The 19517-nt window shown below is 74.3% G+C and carries 2 protein-coding genes; both read right to left on the reverse strand.

The annotated features are described in order from the left end of the window. Window positions 1-2: 2 nt before the first annotated feature. Entirely contained in the window at window positions 3-5477 is a 5475-nt protein-coding gene (locus ACFYQ5_RS12820; RefSeq protein WP_389196915.1) for an SDR family NAD(P)-dependent oxidoreductase, read from the reverse strand. Next, the gene (locus ACFYQ5_RS12825) at window positions 5474-19234 is read right to left on the reverse strand and encodes a type I polyketide synthase (RefSeq protein WP_389196873.1); all 13761 of its coding nucleotides are present in this window, start codon (window positions 19232-19234) and stop codon (window positions 5474-5476) included. Before ACFYQ5_RS12825 ends, ACFYQ5_RS12820 begins: the two co-directional genes overlap by 4 nt. Window positions 19235-19517 lie beyond the last annotated feature (283 nt).

Here is a 19517-nt window from a genome sequence, read left to right on the forward strand (position 1 = left end):
GGTCAGCCGCCGGCCCGGCCGAGCTCGTTGTCGATGAAGTCGAGGAGTTCGTCGGTCGAGGCCGACTCGAGTGAGGACACGGGCTCGGACCCGGCGGGCGTTCCCCACGCCTCCATCCAGCGCGCCAGGATCGTCTGGAGGCGGACCGTGACCGTGGCGCGCCCCTCGTCGTCCGCCACGGTCGCGAGGATCTCCTCCAGCCGGTCCAGCTCGGCCAGCGCCGGCTCGCGCCGTTCGGTGGCGCTGTCGGGCGCGGCCTTCGCCAGCAGGAACCCGGCGAGCGCCGTCGGCGTCGGATGGTCGAAGACCACCGTCGCCGGCAGCCGGACGCCCGCCGCCGCGCCCAGCCGGTTGCGCAGCTCGACCGCGGTGAGCGAGTCGAAGCCGAGCTCCTGGAAGGCACGGCCCGCGTCGACCGCGCCCGCGTCGCGGAAGCCGAGGACTCCGGCCACCTCGCCGCGCACCAGGTCGAGCATGTACGTGCGCCGGTCGGTGTCGGACAGCTCCGCGAGCCGCTGGGCGAAGGAGGCTCCGTCGGTGCTCGCCGCGCGGCGGCCCGACGCCGGTACGAGGGACCGCAGCAGCGGCGGGACCCGCGTACCGGCCCGCAGCGCCGCCAGGTCGAACGGGGTCGCGGTCACGGCGGGCGGTTCCAGCGGGAGGGCAGCGTCGAAGAGGGCCAGCGCCTCCTCCGTACCGACCGGGAGGAACCCCTCACGGACGAAGCGGGTCCGGTCCGCCGCGGTCAGGCCGGCGTTGATCCCGCCCTCCACCTCCCACAACCCCCACGCCAGCGAGGTGGCGGGCAGGCCGAGCGCTCTGCGGTGGTGTGCGAGGCCGTCCAGGAACGCTGTGGCCGCGGCGTAGTTCGCCTGTCCGGGGCCGCCGAACACGCCGACGACCGAGGAGAACAGCACGAAGGCGGAGAGACCGGCGTCCTGGGTCAGCTCGTGCAGGTGCCAGGCCGCGTCCCCCTTGGGCCGCAGGACCGCGTCCAGCCGGTCGCCGGTCAGGGCGGGCAGCAGGTCGTTGTCCAGGACTCCCGCCGTGTGCACTACACCGGTCAGCGGGTGGTCGGCGGGGACCTCGGCGAGCAGCGACGCGAGCGCGTCCCGGTCGGCGACGTCGCAGGCGGCGATCCGCACCGAGGCGCCGAGCGCGGTCAGTTCGGCGCGCAGCCGGTCGGCCCCAGGGGCCTCCTCACCGCGGCGCCCGGTCAGCAGGAGGTGGCCGACCCCGTGTTCGGTGACCAGGTGGCGGGCGACCGCCGAACCGCGTGCGCCGGTGCCGCCGGTGACCAGGACGGTGCCGTCCGGCCGCCAGGGCGGGGCCGGCTCGGTGTCTCCGGCGGGGGCGGGCACGCGGGCCAACCGGGGCAGCAGGAGCCGACCGTCCCGGACGGCGGCCTGCGGTTCGTCGGAGGCGAGGAGAGCGGACAGCAGCTCCGGCGCGACCTCCTCGGTGTCGGCGTCCACGAGCACGATCCGGCCCGGGTTCTCCGACTGCGCCGAGTGGACCAGCCCCCGGACGGCCGCCGCGCCGGGCCGGAGCCGGTCCCCTTCGGCCGCGTGCACGGAACCATCGGTGACGATCACCAGCCTGGTGTCCGCGAGGCGTTCATCGGCCAGCCAGCCCTGGAGCAGGGACAGGGCCGAACCGGTCTCCTGGTGGAGGCCCGCGAGGGTGTCGGTGTCCTCGGCGGGCCGCAGCCGGGTGAGCAGGAGCGGTACGGACGTCCCGGAACCGACGGCCCGGCCGACGGCGGCCAGGTCCTCGTGGTGCGGCACGTCCTGCGCCGCGCCTCCGCCGGCCCCCAGCACCGCCCAGGCCACCGGCCGGGCGGGGGCACGCAGCCCGGACGGCGTCCAGGTGACGTGATGGAGGGCGCGCAGCGGGCCAGGTCCGCCCACGAGTTCGGCGGGACGAGGGGCACGCCGCAGCACCGACTCCACGGTCGCGACGGGCCTTCCGTCCTGGTCCGTCAGTAGCAGGGAGAGGGTCCCCTCGGCCGCTGTCAGGAAGCGGGCCCGCACCGCCGTGGCGCCGGGGGCGTACAGGCGTACCCCGCGCCATTCGGCGTCGACGAGCGTCGCTCCGGCCGCGGAGTCCGGGGCCGCGGCCAGGGCGGCCCGGAGCAGCTCCGGGTGCAGGCCGAAGGCGCCGGCCTCCGGCGCGTACTCCTCCGGAAGCCGTACGTCCACGGTCTCGGCGGCGGGCACCGACTCCGGAGCGGCGGCCGGGTCCTCCGCGCCGGTCAGGGTCCCGGTGGCCAGCTCCGTCCAGACGACGGAATCGGCCTCGGCCCGGGCGTGCACGGTCACCGGCCGGTGACCCTCACCGTCCGGAGCACCGACCCGCACCTGGAGGGGCAGCTCGCCGGCCTCGGGGACGGCGAGGTGGGCCCGTACGGTCAGCTCCCGCAGGACCGGAGCGTCCGCCACGGAGCCCGCCGCGAGCACGGCCTCGACCAGCGCGGGCGCGGAGAGGACCGCACTGCCCGCGAGGGTGTGCCCGGCCAGCCAGGGGTGGGTTCCCAGCGATATCCCGGCGGCGAACAGGAACTCGTCGCTGCCCGCCACGGCCAGCGCGGCACCGAGCAGCGAATGCTGTGGACCGCCGGCGCCGGATCCGGCGGCCCGGAGGGCGCTCGCCGATGGCTCCAGCCAGTACCGCTCCCGCTGGAAGGGGTACGTCGGCAACTCGGCCTGACGTACGCCCTGCCCGGCGAACCAGGGCGTCCAGTCGACCGGGACACCGGCGACGAACGCCTCGCCCAGGGAGGTCAGGACGCGCTCGGGCCCGCCGTCGCCGCGGCGCAGCGAGCTGAGGCCGGTGACCGTGACCCCGGAGGCGTCGGCGGTCTCCTCGATGCTGTGCAGCAGCACGGGGTGCGGGCTGCACTCGACGAACACCCCGTGGCCGTCGCCCAGCAAGGTGCGGGTGGTCGGTTCGAACAGCACGCTCTGGCGCAGGTTGGTGTACCAGTACGTGGCGTCGAGCCCGGTCGTGTCGAACAGGCCGCCGGTGACGGTGGAGTAGAACGGCACCTCGGAGGGCCGGGCCTCGATCCCCGCAAGATCGGTGAGCAGCCGCTCGCGGAGCACCTCGACATGGGCGCCGTGCGAGGCGTAGTCCACCGGGAGCCGCTTGGCGCGGTCGCCGGAGGCCTGGACCGTCTCCCGCACCTCGTCCAGCGCGTCGCCGTCGCCCGAGAGCACCACGGAGGCGGCCCCGTTGACGGCGGCCACCGACACCCTGGAGCCGTAGCCGGCGATGAGCTCGCGCACCTGGCCCTCGGGCAGGCCCACCGACATCATGCCGCCGCCGCGCCTCGAGAGGTCCTCGGCGATGGCCCGGCTGCGCAGCGCCACGATGCGGGCTCCGTCCGCCAGCGAGAGCGCCCCGGCCACGCAGGCGGCGGCGATCTCGCCCTGGGAGTGCCCGATGACCGCGGCGGGCCGCACGCCGTGGGAGCGCCACACCTCGGCCAGCGACACCATGACCGCCCAGAGCGCGGGCTGGACGACCTCCACCCGCTCCAGCGGCGCGCCCGTCCGCAGGGTCTCGACGAGGTCCCAGTCGGTGAAGGGCGCCAGCGCCGCCGCGCAGTCGGCCAGTCTGGTGGCGAACACCGGTGAGTTGTCGAGCAGTTCGGCGGCCATACCCTCCCACTGGGAGCCCTGGCCCGGGAAGACGAAGGCGCTGCGGGACTCGGTCCGCCGGACGCCGCGGACCAGGTTCGGGGCCGTCGAACCCTCGGCGAGGGCGGTCAGGGCTTCACCGAGTTCGGCCGGGCCGGTGCCGGTCACCACGGCCCGGTGGTCCAGCGTCGCCCGGGTGGTGACCAGGGCGTGCGCGATGTCCGCCACCGGGTCGGTGCCCTCCGCCAGCCGGTCGAGCAGCAGCCGGGCCTGGTCGGCCAGGGCCTGTCCGTCCCGGCCGGAAAGCACCACCGGCACGGGCAGCGGCGGCCCGTCCGGGGCGCTCCCGGCCTCCTCCTCGACAGGGGGTGCCTGTTCGAGGATGACGTGGGCGTTGGTGCCGCTGAACCCGAAGGAGGAGACGGCGGCGCGGCGGGGGTGGTCGTTCTCGGGCCAGTCGCGGGGCTGGGTGAGGAGTTCGAGGGTGCCGGTGTCCCAGTCGATGTGCGAGGTGGGGTTGTCGGCGTGGAGGGTGCGCGGGAGATGGGCGTGGTTGAGGGCGTGGACCATCTTGATGATGCCGCCGACGCCCGCCGCGGCCTGGGCGTGGCCGATGTTGGACTTCAACGACCCGAGCAGCAGCGGCTTTCCTTCGGGCCGTTCCTTGCCGTAGGTGGCGAGGAGGGCGCGGGCTTCGATGGGGTCGCCGAGGGTGGTGCCGGTGCCGTGGGCCTCGACGGCGTCGACGTCGGCGGGGGTGAGGCCGGCGTCGGCGAGGGCCTGGCGGATGACCCGTTCCTGGGCGGGGCCGTTGGGCGCGGTGAGCCCGTTGCTCGCCCCGTCCTGGTTGATCGCCGAACCCTTGACCACGGCGAGGATCCGGCGGCCGTCGCGCAGCGCGTCGGAGAGCCGGGCCACCAGCAGCAGTCCCACGCCCTCGGCCCAGCCGGTGCCGTCGGCCTCCTCGGCGAAGGACTTGCAGCGGCCGTCGGGCGACAGACCGCGCAGCCGGGAGAACTCGACGAACGGCATCGGCGTGGCCAGCACCGTCACTCCGCCGGCCAGGGCCAGGTCGCACTCGCCGCGCCGCAGGGACTGGGCCGCCAGGTGGAGGGCGACCAGGGAGGAGGAGCAGGCCGTGTCGACGGTGACCGCCGGGCCTTCGAGCCCGAAGGTGTACGCCAGCCGGCCCGAGGCGACACTGCCCGCGCTGCCGCTGTACAGATAGCCCTCGAACTCCTGCGGCGGCAGGTGGGGCCGGGAGCCGTAGTCGTTGTACATCGCCCCGACGAACACGCCCGTACGGCTGCCCCGTACCGAGTCCGGGACGATCCGGGCCCGCTCGAAGGCCTCCCACGTGGTCTCCAGCAGCAGTCGCTGCTGCGGGTCGGTGGCCAGCGCCTCCCTCGGCGACATCCCGAAGAACTCGGGGTCGAAGAGATCGGCGTCGTGCAGGAATCCGCCCTGGCGGGTGTACGAGCGCCCCACCGCCTCGGGATCGGGGTCGTAGAGGTCCTCCGCCCACCCGCGGTGCTCGGGGAAGGAGGAGACCGCGTCGACCCCGTCGGCGACGATCCGCCACAGGTCCTCCGGACTACGCACGCCACCGGGGTAGCGGCAGGCCATGCCGATGATCGCGATCGGCTCCTGCTGTCTCTCCTCGACCTCGCGCAGTCTCTTACGAGAGGCGCGCGCGTCGGCCGTGGCGCGCTTGAGGTAGTCGCGGAGTTGGTTTTCGGCGGTCACGTCTCTCAGCTCCAGATTCGTGTGCGGAAGGGGACGGCGCGTTCGGCGAGGTGGGCCCGGCGTGCGGGGGCCCGGCCCACCTCTTCTCAGTCGAGTTCGTCGACGAGAGCGAAGAGTTCCTGGTCGGTCGCGCCTTCCAGGTCCTCGGTGCCGGCCACCGGGTCCGCCAGGTCGAGAAGTTCCCTGAGCCGCGCGGCGATGCGGCCCTGGGCGTCGGCGTCGGACAGCGCGCCCGGCAGAGCGCCGACCAGCCGGTCGAGTTCGGCGAGGACCGACGTGGCCGCCGACGGGGTCGCGGGCCCGGCCGCCGGGGCGAGCTCGTCCAGCAGGTAGGCGGCCAGGGCGGTGGGATTGGGGTGGTCGAAGACAACGGTGGAGGGCAGCCTCAGTCCGGTGGCGGTGCCGAGCTGGTTGCGCAGCTCGACGGCGGTGAGCGAGTCGAACCCCAGCTCGTTGAAGGCCCGGGTGGCGGCGACCGCCGACTGGTCGGCATGGCCCAGTACGGCCGCGGTCTTGGCCCGGACCAGGTCGGCGACGAGCGCTTCCTGTTCGGCGGGCGGCAGTTGGGCCAGCCGCTCGGTGAGCGGTGCCTGGCTCCGGACCGGCGCGGCGGCCGGTGCCAGAGCGCGCAGGACGGCGGGGAGCTGCTGCGCGGTGCGCAGCGCCGCCCTGTCGATCCGGGTGAGGGTGTGTACGGGACGGTCCAGGCGCAGCGCCGCGTCGAGGAGCGCGGTGCCCTCCGCCGAGCTCAGCGGCTTCAGCCCGAGCCGGGCCAGGCGCTGGACATCTGCGTCCGACAGGTGGGAGCTCAGGGTGCTGGTGTCGGACCACAGTCCCCAGGCGAGGGAGTCTGCGGGGAGGCCGTGGGCGTGGCGGTGGTGGGCGAGTGCGTCGAGGAAGGTGTTGCCCGCTGCGTAGTTGGCCTGTCCGGGGGTGCCGATGGTGCCGGCGACGGAGGAGTAGAGGACGAAGGCGGTGAGGTCGTGGTCGCGGGTGAGTTCGTGGAGGTTCCAGGCGCCGTCGATCTTGGGCCGGAGGACACCGTCCAGCTGTTCCGGGGTGAGCGTCATGACCGTGGCGTCATCCGTCGTACCGGCGGTGTGGACGACGGCGCTGAGCGGGTGCTGGTCGGGGATGGTGGCGAGTGCCCGGGCGAGGGCGTCGCGGTCGGCGGCGTCGGCGGCCACGAGGTCGACGTGGGCGCCGAGTTCGGTGAGTTCCTGGCGGAGGGTGTCGGCGCCGGGGCTGTCGGGTCCTCGGCGGCTGAGCAGGAGCAGACGTCGTACGCCGTGCTCGGTGATCAGATGCCGGGCCAGGATCGCCCCGAGCGCGCCGGTGCCGCCGGTGATCAGGACCGTACCGCGTCCCCAGTCGGGGCCGGCCAGGCCCGAGGCGGGAGGGTCGGCGGGGGTGAGGCGCGGTACGAACGCCTCGCCGGCCCGCAGCAGCAGCTGGGGCTCGTCGGTACGCAGGGCGGAGGCCAGGACGTCCCGGCTGAGCGGGTTCTCGTCGGTGTCGACCAGCACGATCCGCCCCGGCTGCTCGGCCTGGGCCGACCGGAGCAGGCCCCAGACACCGGCCAGGACCAGGTCGGTGGCGTCCTCCCCGTCCGGGGCGACGGCGCCCCGGGTCACCACGACCAGGCGCGTGTCGCCGAACCGTTCGTCGGCCAGCCACTCCCGCACGGTGGCGAGGACACCGGCCAGGGCGGCCCGGGCCCGGGCCGCGAGGCCGTCGGTGCCGGCGGGCGGCTCCAGCGGCAGCAGCACGGCCGAGGGCGTGAGCTCCCCGTCGTCCACAGCACGGCGCAGAGCCGCCAGATCGGCGTGCGTACGGGCTCCGGACAGGTCGAGCGTCCGGCGGAGCACGACCCGGCCCTCGTCCGTCCCTGCCGTCAGGTCGAGCGGTACGGGTTCCCAGCTCAGCCCGAACAGACCCTCGGCGGCCCGGTCGCCCGCCACCGGCAGGTCCTCGGGCGATAGCGGACGCAGGAGCAGCTCGTCGACCGTGGCCACGGGCAGCCCGGCCCCGTCGGTCAGGGTGAGGCCGACCGCGACGGCCGTGTCGTCGGACTTGCGCAGGGTCAGCCGGGCCCGGAGCGCGTCGACGGGAGCCGTCGGCACGCTGACACCGGACCAGGAGAAGGGCACCATGGGCCGGTCGGCCACGCCCGCGACGCCGGGGAGCAGCGCGTGCAGTACCGCGTCCAGGAGCGCCGGGTGGAGCGTGAAGCCCGCTCCGCCCGCCGGGTGTTCACCGCCCGAGGTGACCTCGGCGTACAGGTCGTCCCCGAGGCGGGAGAGCCGCCGCAGGTTCTGGAAGGCGGGGCCGTACCGGTAGTCCTGCCCGGCGAGCCGGTCGTACACGTCGGTGAGGTCGATCTCGTGCACGCCGCCCGGCGGACGGGTGTCCCCGTCGGCGGGGGAGGCGGGCCCGGCCGGACTGATCACGCCCTCGGCGTGCTGGGTCCAGTGCTCGTCGCCCTCGGCCCGGGAGCCGGCTCGCCGGGAGTGGACGGAGACCGGGCGGCGGCCGCTCTCGTCGGGGGCGCCGACGGTGATCTGCAGCTGCACCTCGTCGTCCGGACCGAGCACCAGCGGGGCGGTGAGGGTGAGTTCGTCGAGCAGGGAGAGACCGACCCGCCGGGCGGCCGTCAGGGCCAGGTCCACGAAGGCCGTTCCGGGCAGCAGGACCCTGTCCATGACGGCGTGGTCGGCGAGGTACGGGTGGGTGCGCAGGGAGACCCGGCCGGTGAGCACGACGAGCTCGCCGCCCGCCACGTCGACCGCCGCGCCGAGCAGCGGGTGTCCGGCGGAGTCGAGGCCGAAGTCCGCGGCCTCGCCCTTCGTGTCCCCGGCCGTGAGCCAGTAACGCTGCCGCTGGAAGGCGTACGAGGGGAGCGGGGTGCGGCGGGCGCCGGGGAGGACGGCGCTCCAGTCGGTGCGGGCTCCCCGCAGCGCGGACAGGGCCAGGGCCGATACGACGGTCCGCGGCTCGGGCAGGCCGGCCCGCAGCAGTGCGGCCACCGATCCGGCCGGAGCCGTCAGGCACCGCTCCACCAGCGCGGAGAGGACACCGTCGGGGCCCAGCTCCAGGTATTCGGTGACACCTTCGGACTCCATCGTGCGGACGCCGTCGGCGAAGCGGACGGCCTGCCGGATCTGCGCCACCCAGTAGTCGGGGGTGCACAGGGCCTCGTCGTCGATCAGCGAACCGGTGACGGTGGAGACGATGGGCACCTTCGGCGGGTGGAAGGTCACCCCTTCCGCCACCCGGGCGAACGCGTCGAGCATCCCGTCCATGAGGTGGGAGTGGAAGGCGTGCGAGACGACGAGCCGCTTGACCTTGCGGCCCTCGGAGCGCCACCGCGCCTCCAGCGCGGCCACGGCCTCCTCGTCGCCGGAGACCACCACCGACCGGGGGCCGTTGACGGCGGCCAGGCTCACCTCGCCCGGCAGGTCGGTCTCGTCCTCGGCGGCCTCCACCGCCAGCATCGCCCCGCCCGGCGGCAGCGCGTCCATCAGCCGGCCGCGGGCGGCCACCAGGGTGCAGGCATCGGCGAGGGACAGCACACCCGAGACGTGGGCGGCGGCGAACTCACCGATGGAGTGGCCCATCAGCAGGTCAGGGGTGACACCCCAGGACTCCACGAGCCGGAACAGGGCCACTTCCAGCGCGAACAGGGCGGGCTGGGCGAGAGCGGTCCGGTTCAGTTCGTCACCGCCGCCGAACACCATGTCCTTCAGCGGAAGGTCGAAGTGCCCGTCCACCTTGTCGAAGGCGGCCGCGAAGACCGGGAAAGAGACGTACAACTCACTCCCCATGCCGACCCGTTGGCTGCCCTGACCGGTGAAGAGGAAGGCGGTCCTGCCTCGTCGGCCACCCTCGACGCGCACCACGCCGACGGCGTCCTCGCCCCCGGCCAGCGCGGCCAGGCCGCGCAGCAGCTCCTCGCGGTTCGCTCCGACGACGGCCGCCCGGTGCTCGTGCCGGATCCGGCCGGTGGCGAGGGAGAAGCCGAGGTCGGACGGCAGGAGTTCGGGGTTCGAGGTCACGAACTGCCTCAGCCGGTCCGCCTGAGCGCGCAGTGCGTCCCCGGACTTCGCCGAGAGCAGCCAGGGAACCGTCGTACCGGTCTCCGGGCGGGGCCCGTCCGGGGCGCTCCCGGCCTCCTCCTCGACGGGGGGTGCCTGTTCGAGGATGACGTGGGCGTTGGTGCCGCTGATTCCGAAGGAGGAGACGGCGGCGCGGCGGGGGTGGTCGTTCTCGGGCCAGTCGCGGGGCTGGGTGAGGAGTTCGAGGGTGCCGGTGTCCCAGTCGATGTGCGAGGTGGGGTTGTCGGCGTGGAGGGTGCGCGGGAGGTGGGCGTGGTTGAGGGCGTGGACCATCTTGATGATGCCGCCGACGCCCGCCGCGGCCTGGGCGTGGCCGATGTTGGACTTCAACGACCCGAGCAGCAGCGGCTTTCCTTCGGGCCGTTCCTTGCCGTAGGTGGCGAGGAGGGCGCGGGCTTCGATGGGGTCGCCGAGGGTGGTGCCGGTGCCGTGGGCCTCGACGGCGTCGACGTCGGCGGGGGTGAGGCCGGCGTCGGCGAGGGCCTGGCGGATGACCCGTTCCTGGGCGGGGCCGTTGGGCGCGGTGAGCCCGTTGCTCGCCCCGTCCTGGTTGACGGCCGAGCCGCGCAGCACCGCGAGGACCTGGTGGCCGTTGCGGCGGGCGTCGGAGAGCCGTTCCACCAGCAGCAGCCCGACCCCCTCGCTCCACGCGGTGCCGGAGGCATCGGCGGCGAAGGACCGGCAGCGGCCGTCGGTCGACAGGGCCCGCTGTCGGCTGAACTCGACGAACGACCCCGGGCCCGCCATCACGGTGACACCACCGGCCAGCGCCAGATCGGACTCACCCGAGCGCAGGGCCTGGGCCGCCAGGTGGAGGGCGACCAGGGAGGAGGAGCAGGCGGTGTCGACGGTGACCGCCGGGCCTTCGAGCCCGAAGGTGTACGCCAGCCGGCCCGATATCACACTGGATGTGTTGCCGACGAGCAGGAAGCCCTCGAACTCGGATGGTACGGAGGCCAGTCGGGAGGCGTAGTCGTCGTACATGGAGCCGACGAAGACACTGGTGTTGGTGCCGCGCAGCGAGGTCGCGTCGATCGCCGCGCTCTCGAAGGTCTCCCAGGCGGTCTCCAGCAGCAGCCGCTGCTGGGGGTCCATGGCGGTGGCCTCGCGCGGTGATATGCCGAAGAAGTCACGGTCGAAGAGGTCGGCATCGTGCAGGAACCCGCCCTCCCGCACGTACGAGGTGCCGGTGTGCTCCGGGTCCTGGTCGAAGAGCCGCTCCAGGTCCCAGCCGCGGTTGGTCGGAAAGCCGCTGATCGCGTCGGTGCCCGAGGTGACCAGGTGCCACAGGTCCTCCGGCGACCGGACCCCTCCCGGGTACCGGCAGGCCATGCCCACGATCGCCAGCGGCTCGTCGGCCGTGCCGGAGCGCTTGCCCCGGCGTGCGTTCGTGGCCCTGACCGGGGTCGTGGCCCCTGCCTGGTCCTGCCCTGGGACCAGGCCCAGGAGGTAGGTGACCAGGGCGGTGGGATTGGGGTGGTCGAAGACAACGGTGGAGGGCAGCCGCAGTCCGGTGGCGGTGCCGAGCTGGTTGCGCAGCTCGACGGCGGTGAGGGAGTCGAAGCCCTGCTCCTTGAACGCCTTGGTGACGTCGACCTGTTCACCGGAGGTGTGGCCCAGCGCCGAGGCAACGCAGTCGCGGACGAGCTGGAGCACGGCGGGCCCGCGTTCGTCCTCGGGCAGCCCGGCCGTCCGGGCCGCCCAGCCCGAGGCGTCCGCCGCCGCTGCCGTACGGGCGGTACGGCGGGTGCGGACCAGGCCGCGCCACACGGCCGGCGGCAGGCCGGAGCCCGCGGCCCGCGCCGGGTCCAGCGCGGCGGCGACGGTGAGCGGGGCGTCCGCGCCCAGCGCCGTATCGAACATGCGCAGGCCCTGCTCCTCGGAGAGCGGGAGCACGCCGGTACGGGTCCAGCGGGCCAGGTCCGCCCCGGAGAGGGTGGAGCCCATGCCCGTGGAGGCGTCCCACAGTCCCCAGGCGAGGGAGTCTGCGGGGAGGCCGTGGGCGTGGCGGTGGTGGGCGAGTGCGTCGAGGAAGGTGTTGCCCGCTGCGTAGTTGGCCTGTCCGGGGGTGCCGATGGTGCCGGCGACGGAGGAGTAGAGGACGAAGGCGGTGAGGTCGTGGTCGCGGGTGAGTTCGTGGAGGTTCCAGGCGCCGTCGATCTTGGGCCGGAGGACACCGTCCAGCTGTTCCGGGGTGAGCGACATGACCGTGGCGTCATCGGTCGTACCGGCGGTGTGGACGACGGCGCTGAGCGGGTGCTGGTCGGGGATGGTGGCGAGTGCCCGGGCGAGTGCGTCGCGGTCGGCGGCGTCGGCGGCCACGAGGTCGACGTGGGCGCCGAGTTCGGTGAGTTCCTGGCGGAGGGTGCCGGCGCCGGGGCTGTCGGGTCCTCGGCGGCTGAGCAGGAGCAGACGTCGTACGCCGTGCTCGGTGATCAGATGCCGGGCCAGGATCGCCCCGAGCGCGCCGGTGCCGCCGGTGATCAGGACCGTACCCTCGGCCGCGAAGCGGACCGGCGGTGCGGTCCGTGTGGCGGTCCGGGCCAGCCTCGGGGCGCGGAACTCCCCGTCGCGGACGGCGATCTGCGGTTCCCCGGTGGCCACGGCCCCGGCCACCAGGGCGTGCGCGTCACCGCGCCCGTCGAGGTCGACCAGGACGATCCGGCCCGGGTGTTCGGTCTGGGCCGAGCGTACGAGCCCCCACAGCGGGGCGTGGATCAGGTCGGTCACGTCCTCCCCAGGGGCCGCCGCCACGGCACCGCTGGTCACCAGGACCAGCCGGGAACGCTCGAACCGCTCTGCGTCCAGCCACTCCCGCAGGAATTCCGCCGCCCGCGCGGTCGTGGTCCGGGCCGTGCCGGGCACGGCGCCCGAGACCTCCGCGAGGGTCAGCACGATGAGGTCGGCCGGGTCGGCGGCCGCCGGATCCTGCCCGGTGAGACCGGTCAGCTCCGTGCGGGTCCACTCGGGGACCTCACCCGCGGCGACCACCGGCCAGTCGAGGGCGTAGAGCGGTTCGCGGACCACGGCGGCCTCGGCGAACGCCGCCCGGGCCACCGGTCGCAGGGTGAGCGAGGCGACGGTCACCACGGGCTCCCCCGCCCGGTCGGTGACGGCCAGGGAGACGGTGTCCGGGCCGGCCGGGGTGATCCGCACCCGGGCCGCGGCCGCTCCGGCCGCGTGCAGCCGGACCCCATCCCAGGCGAACGGCAGCCGGATCTCCGCCGGGCTGCCACCGTCCGCCGCTCCGGGCAGCAGCGGGTGCAGCGCGGCGTCGAGCAGCGCGGGGTGCACGCCGTACTGGCCGGAGTGCTCCTGTTGTCCTTCGGGCAGCGTGACCTCGGCGAGCAGCTCGTCACCGAGGCGCCACACCGCCCGCACCCCCTGGAAGGCCGGACCGTAGGAGTATCCGAGGCCGTGCAGCTCCTGGTACACGTCCTCGGTCGGCAGCGCGACCGCCCCGGCGGGCGGCCAGGGGCCCTGCTCGGCGCCCGGCGACGGGGCCGCCGTGGTGGAAAGGACCCCGGTGCCGTGCCGCGTCCACGGCTGACCGGCGCCCGTGACCGGGCGGGAGTGGATGGTGAAGGAACGGCCGCCGTCGGCGTCCGGGGCGGCGACCCTGATCTGGACGCGCACGGAGTCCCGCCCGGTGAGCGCCAGCGGCGCCTCCAGGGTCAGGTCGTCGACGGTGTCGGCTCCCGTCGGTTCCCCGGCGGCGAAGGCCAGTTCCAGGAAGGCGGTGGCGGGCAGGAGGGTGCTGCCCTCGACGACGTGGTCGGCCAGCCAGGGGTGGGTGCGCAGCGAGAGCCGGCCCGTGAGGACGGTGTCCCCGTCGCCGCCCGCCACATCGACCGAGGCGCCGAGCAGCGGGTGCCCGGAGGGGTCGAGGCCCAGCCCGGGGACGTCCACGCGGGCGCCGGGGGTCAGCCAGTAGTGCGCTCCGCGGAAGGCGTACGTCGGCAGGCCGATCCGCTCGGCGCCGGGGAAGAGGGCGGCCAGGTCGAAGGCGGCACCGGCGGCCTGGATCCCGGCGAGGGCCGCGGTGTACGTGTCGGCCTCCGGCCGGCCGGCGCGGGCCAGGGCGACACAGGTGGTGGCGTCCTCGGCGTCGGCGCCGGTGTCGGCGAGCGTTTCCCGTGCCATGGTGGTGAGGATGGCGTCCGGCCCGAGCTCCACGAAGAGGGTCGCCCCCTGCTCATGCAGGGACCGCACGGTGTCGTGGAACCGCACCGTGGCACGGATCTGGTCGACCCAGTAGTCGGGCGAGCGCAGCAGTTCCGGCTCGGCCGGTGCTCCGGTCACCGTCGACACCACGGGGACGGCGGGCGCGTGGAAGGTCAGGGACCGCGCGACCGTACGGAACTCCTCCAGGATGCCGTCCATGTGCGGCGAGTGGAACGCGTGGCTCACCCGGAGCCTGCGGACACGGTGACCGCGCTCTCGCCACTCCCGTTCGATCCGCTCCACCACGGCCGCGTCCCCGGCCACGACGACGGACCGCGGCCCGTTGACCGCCGCCAGGGAGACGACGTCGGCGTCGGCGCCGAACGTGGCGACCACCTCGTCGGAGCCGGCCTGGATCGCGACCATGGCACCGTCCGAGCGCGCCTCCTCCATGAGCCTGCCCCGGGCCGCCACCAGCACGGCGGCGTCCGGGAGGGAGAGCACTCCGGCCACATGGGCCGCGGCCAGCTCACCGACCGAGTGGCCGGCCAGGAGGTCCGGTGCCAGGCCCTGGTGCTCGGCCAGCCGGAACAGCGCCACCTCCACGGCGAACAGGGCCGGCTGGGTGTAGCGCGTCCGGTGCAGCAGCGCCGCGTCCGGGTCGTCCTCGTCGGCGAACACCAGCTCGCGCAGCGACCGGTCCAGGTGCGGGTCGATCGCCGCGCACACGGCGTCGAAGGCCTCGGCGAACACCGGGAACTTCGCGTGGAGTTCGCGTCCCATCCCGGCCCGCTGGGCACCCTGGCCGGTGAAGAGGAAGGCGGTGCGGCCCGGGTCCGCGGCCGAGCCGCGCACCACCTGCGGTGAGGCGGTGCCGTCGGCGAGCGCGTCGAGGGCGGCGAGGCGGCCCGCGGTGCCGGAACCGGCGTCACCGTCCGCGCCGAGGACGACCGCCCGGTGGGTGAAGAGGGTGCGGGTGGCGGCGAGGGAGAGCCCCACGTCCTCGGGGCGCAGCTTCGGACGGGCCGTCACGAACTCCCGCAGGCGCGCCGCCTGGGCCTTCAGGCCGTCGGCGTCGGGGGCGGAGAGCAGCCAGGGGGCACGTGCCGCGTCCACGGCGGCCGACTCGGTGGCGGGGGTCTCGGTAGCGGCCGTCTCCACGGGGTGCGACTTCGCGGGGTGCGTCTTTGCGGGAGGCGGCGCGTCCGCCGGGTCGGGCTGCTCGACGACGACGTGCGCGTTGGTCCCGCTGATGCCGAAGGAGGAGATGCCGGCCCGCCGGGGCACGCCGGTGCGGGGCCATGGCCGGTGCTCGCGCACCAGCGCGACGGTGCCGGACGACCAGTCCACGTGCGGGGTCGGCTCGTCCACGTGCAGGGTGGCCGGTACGACGCCGTGCCGCATGGCCTCGACCATCTTGATGAGCCCGCCGACGCCGGCCGCGGCCTGTGCGTGGCCGATGTTCGACTTCAGCGAGCCGAGCAGCACCGGTTCCCGGCCCTCCCGGTCACTTCCGTACGTGGCGAGGATCGCCTCGGCCTCGATCGGGTCGCCCAGCGACGTACCGGTGCCGTGCGCCTCCACCACGTCCACGTCGGCGACGGTCAGACCGGCGTCGGCCACCGCCTGCCGGATCACCCGCTGCTGGGACAGGCCGTTCGGGGCGCTGAGGCCGTTGGAGGCGCCGTCCTGGTTGACGGCCGACCCACGGACCAGGCCCAGGACCCGGTGCCCGTTGCGGCGTGCCTCGGAGAGCCGCTCCAGGACCAGCAGGCCGACGCCCTCCGACCAGACGGTGCCGTCGGCGCCGGCGGCGAAGGACTTGCACCGCCCGCCGGGCGACAGCCCTTGCTGCCGGGAGAACTCCACGAACATGCCCGGTGAAGACATGACCGTTGCCCCGCCCGCCAGAGCGAGACCGGACTCGCCGCGCCGCAGCGACTGCACCGCCATGTGCACGGCGACCAGGGAGGAGGAGCAGGCGGTGTCCACGGTCACCGCGGGGCCGGTGAAGCCGAACTGGTAGGCGATGCGCCCGGACATCACGCTGGGGGTGGTCCCGGTGAGCAGGTGTCCCTCGGCGCTCTCCGGAGCGTCCTGCATCCGCGGCCCGTAGTCGCCGGTCGTCGCGCCGACGAAGACACCCGTACGAGTCCCGCGCAGCGTGCGCGGCACCAGACCTGCGTGTTCCAGGGACTCCCACGCGGTCTCCAGCAGCAGCCGCTGCTGGGGGTCCATGGCCTGTGCCTCACGGGGCGATATGCCGAAGAAGCCGGGCTCGAAGCGGCCCGCGTCGTGCAGGAAGCCGCCCTCGCTCAGATAGGACTTGCCGGAGCGCTCGTGGTCCGGGTCGTAGAGGTCCTCGTCCCAGCCCCGGTCGGTCGGGAAGGGGGTGATCGCGTCACCGTGCTCGTCCACGAGCCGCCACAGGTCCTCCGGCGAGGCGACGCCGCCGGGGTAACGGCAGGCCATGCCGACGATGGCGATCGGCTCGTCGGAGCCGACGGCCAGGAGGGGTTCCTCCTCCGGCCTGCTGCCGGAGCCCTGGAGTTCGGCGCCGATGAACTCCGCCAGGGCCGCCGGTGTCGGGTGGTCGAAGAGCAGACCGGACGGCAGCCGCAGCCCGGTGGCCTCGGCGAGGCCGGTGCGCAGCTCCACGGTCATCAGGGAGCTGAACCCGAGGTCCCGGAAGGGGAGGTCCGACTCGACGGACCGGTCGGGACCGTATCCGAGGACGGCCGCGACGTGTGCCGTCACCAGTTCGGCCGCCGAGCGGTCGCCTCCCGTACGGCCCGCCGTGCCGCCGGCCGTCGCGGGCCGGGCGGCCACGTCGGCCGCGGAAGCGCCGGCCGTGGTGGCACGCGCCCCCGAGGAGGAGCCGACGGCCGGAGCCGGCAGGTCCGTCACCCAGTAGCGCTCGCGCTGGAAGGCGTACGTCGGCAGGTCCACCCGGTGCGCCCCGGTGCCCGCGAACACCGCGTCCCAGTCCACCTCCGCACCCCGTACGAAGGCCCGGGCGAGCGCCGTGCCTGCCGTACGGTCCTCCGGCCGGCCGGCGCGCAGGGCGGGCTCGGCGTGGACGGCGTCCCGGTCGAGCACGCTCTCGGCCACCATCGCCGAGCACACCCCGTCGGGGCCCAGCTCGACGACGGTGCGCACGCCCTCGGCCTCCAGGGTGCGCACGGCCTCCAGGAACCGTACGGGCCGGCGCACCTGCTCGACCCAGTACTCCGGGGACTCCAGCAGGCCGTCCGTCGCCACCGCACCGGTCACGGTGGAGACGACGGGGATGTGCGGCGGGCGGAAGGACAACGGCGCCAACGCCTGGCGGAACGCGTCGAGCATCCCGTCCATGTGGGCCGAGTGGAACGCGTGGCTCACCGTGAGCCGCTTCGTCTTGTGCCCCCGCTCGCACAGCCCGGCCGTGATCTCCAGCACCGCGGGCTCGTCCCCGGAGAGCACGACGGCGGCGGGCCCGTTCACCGCGGCCAGGGACACCTCGGCCTCGTGGCCGGACAGGGCGGCCAGCACCTCCGCCTCGGACGCCTGGACCGCGACCATGGCGCCGCCCTCGGGAAGTGCCTGCATCAGCCGGCCCCGGGCCGCCACCAGGACGCACGCGTTGGCCAGCGTGAACACCCCGGCCACATGGGCGGCCGCCACCTCGCCGATGGAGTGCCCGGCGAGGAAGTCGGGGCGCACTCCCCAGGACTCGTACAGGCGGAACAGCGCCACCTCGACGGCGAACAGCGCGGGCTGGGTGGAGCCGGTCAGGTCCAGGCCTTCGCCCGAGGCGATCACCTCCCGGAGCGGGCGCTCCAGCAGCGGGTCCAGGTGCTCGCACACCTCGTCGAAGGCGGCCGCGAAGGCCGGGAAGGCCGCGTACAGCTCCGTTCCCATGCCCACCCGCTGGACGCCCTGACCGGTGAAGACCATCCCCAGACGGCCGTCCACCTCGCTGCCGGAGACAACGCCGGCGGCGGGCAGCCGCCCGGCCAGCGCTCCGAGCCCGGCGAGCAGTTCCTCGCGGTCGGCGGCCAGGACCACCGCGCGGTGAGCGAACAGTGACCGGGTGGAGACCGACGACCGGCCGGCGGCGGCCGGCGTCACGTGCTCGTCCGCCGCCACGTGGGCGGCCAGCCGGGCGGCCTGGGCTTCCAGCGCCTGCGGGGTCCGCCCGGAGACCACCACCGGCAGGGCGGCGGAGGGTCGCGCCGGCGAGCCGGTGGGGTCCGCCGCCGGGTCCGCGGGCCGGTCCGGCGCCTCGGTGAGGATGACGTGGCAGTTGCTGCCGCCCATGCCGAAGGAGCTCACGCCCGCGGTGAGCGGGCGGTCGGGGCGCGGCCAGGCGCTCAGCCGCTCGTTGACCGCGAGGTTCAGCTCGCCGAGGGGGATGTCCGGGTTGGGCGTCTCGAAGTTGAGGCTCGCCGGGAGCATCCGATGGCGGATGGACAAGACCGTCTTGATGAGGCCGACGATGCCGGCGGCGCCTTCCAGATGCCCGATGTTCGTCTTGACGGACCCGACCCGCAGCGGATCGCCGTCCGCCTTGAGGGTGCCGAGCGCCGCCCCGAGCGCGGCGGCCTCGATCGGGTCGCCCACCGGGGTCCCCGTGCCGTGGAGTTCGACGTACTGGATCGCGTCCGGCTCCACCCCGGCCCGCTCCCGGGCCAGGCGGATCACCCGCTCCTGCGCGGCGGCGCTGGGCACGGTGAGCCCGGGGGTCGCGCCGTCGTTGTTCACGGCGCTGCCGAGGATCAGGCTGTGGACCCGGTCGCCGTCGGCGAGGGCCCGCGAGAGCGGCTTGAGGACCAGCACGCCCGCGCCCTCACCGCGTACGTAGCCGTTCGCGCGGGCGTCGAAGGTGAAGGAGCGGCCGTCGGGGGAGAGGCCGCCGAACTGCTCGGCGCCGCGGATCCCTTCGGCGAGGATGTTGAGGTTCACGCCCGCCGCGAGGGCCATGTCGGACTCGCCGTTCCGCAGGCTCTCGCACGCGAGGTGGACGGCGACCAGGGAGGAGGACTGGGAGGTGTCCACGGTGAGGCTGGGGCCGTTCAGCCCGAGCGCGTAGGAGACCCGGTTGGCGATGATGCCGCGGTGCGTGCCGGTCACGGTGTGCTGGGTGATGGCCGCTGAGCCCTGCCGGTGGACCAGGCTGGTGTAGTCCTCGCGAGCGGTGCCGACGAACACGGAGGTCGCGCTGGACTCCAGTGTCGAGGCGACGATGCCCGCGTCCTCCAGCGCTTCCCAAGTGAGCTCCAGCAGGAGGCGCTGCTGCGGATCCATGACGATGGCCTCGCGGGGCGAGATGCCGAAGAAGGAGGCGTCGAAGTCGGCGATGGCGTCGATGAATCCGCCCCGGCGGATTCCGTCGATCGTGTCGCCCGAGATCGACTCCCAGCGGTCGGCCGGCATGTCGGAGAGGGCGTCCCGGCCTTCGCGCAGCAGCTCCCAGAAGGCCGACGGGCCGGAGGCTTCGGGCAGTCGACAGGACAGGCCGACCACGGCGATGGGCTCGGACCGTCCCCGGTGCGGGCCGTTGACCTCGGAACGTGACTCACTCGTCATTTCGCTTGACTGCCTTTCCCGCGACGGGAATCGCCTCTGGCTGACGATCACATGTTTCGCCCCGAACCGTATCCGTATTCGATACGCGAATTCCAGGAAGTCGGTCATGGCCCGGCAACGCGTGAATCTCCGTCCGCTTTCCCCGGATGATTACCGGCGAGCTGTCGTATCCGGGAAAGGAAGCCTATGGATCACTCCGGTAATCGGGGAGGAATTGGCTGGTCGGGGCGGCGTGAAGGGTGCGGAGGACGGACAGTTACCGATCCATTACGGATCACTCGAA

It is taken from the genome of Streptomyces sp. NPDC005794 (assembly GCF_042871445.1).
Taxonomy (GTDB): domain Bacteria; phylum Actinomycetota; class Actinomycetes; order Streptomycetales; family Streptomycetaceae; genus Streptomyces.

Excerpts from the sequence above, each read along its gene's own strand:
- ACFYQ5_RS12825 (WP_389196873.1), bottom strand. The coding sequence starts at position 19,234 with ATGACGAGTGAGTCACGTTCCGAGGTCAACGGCCCGCACCGGGGACGG.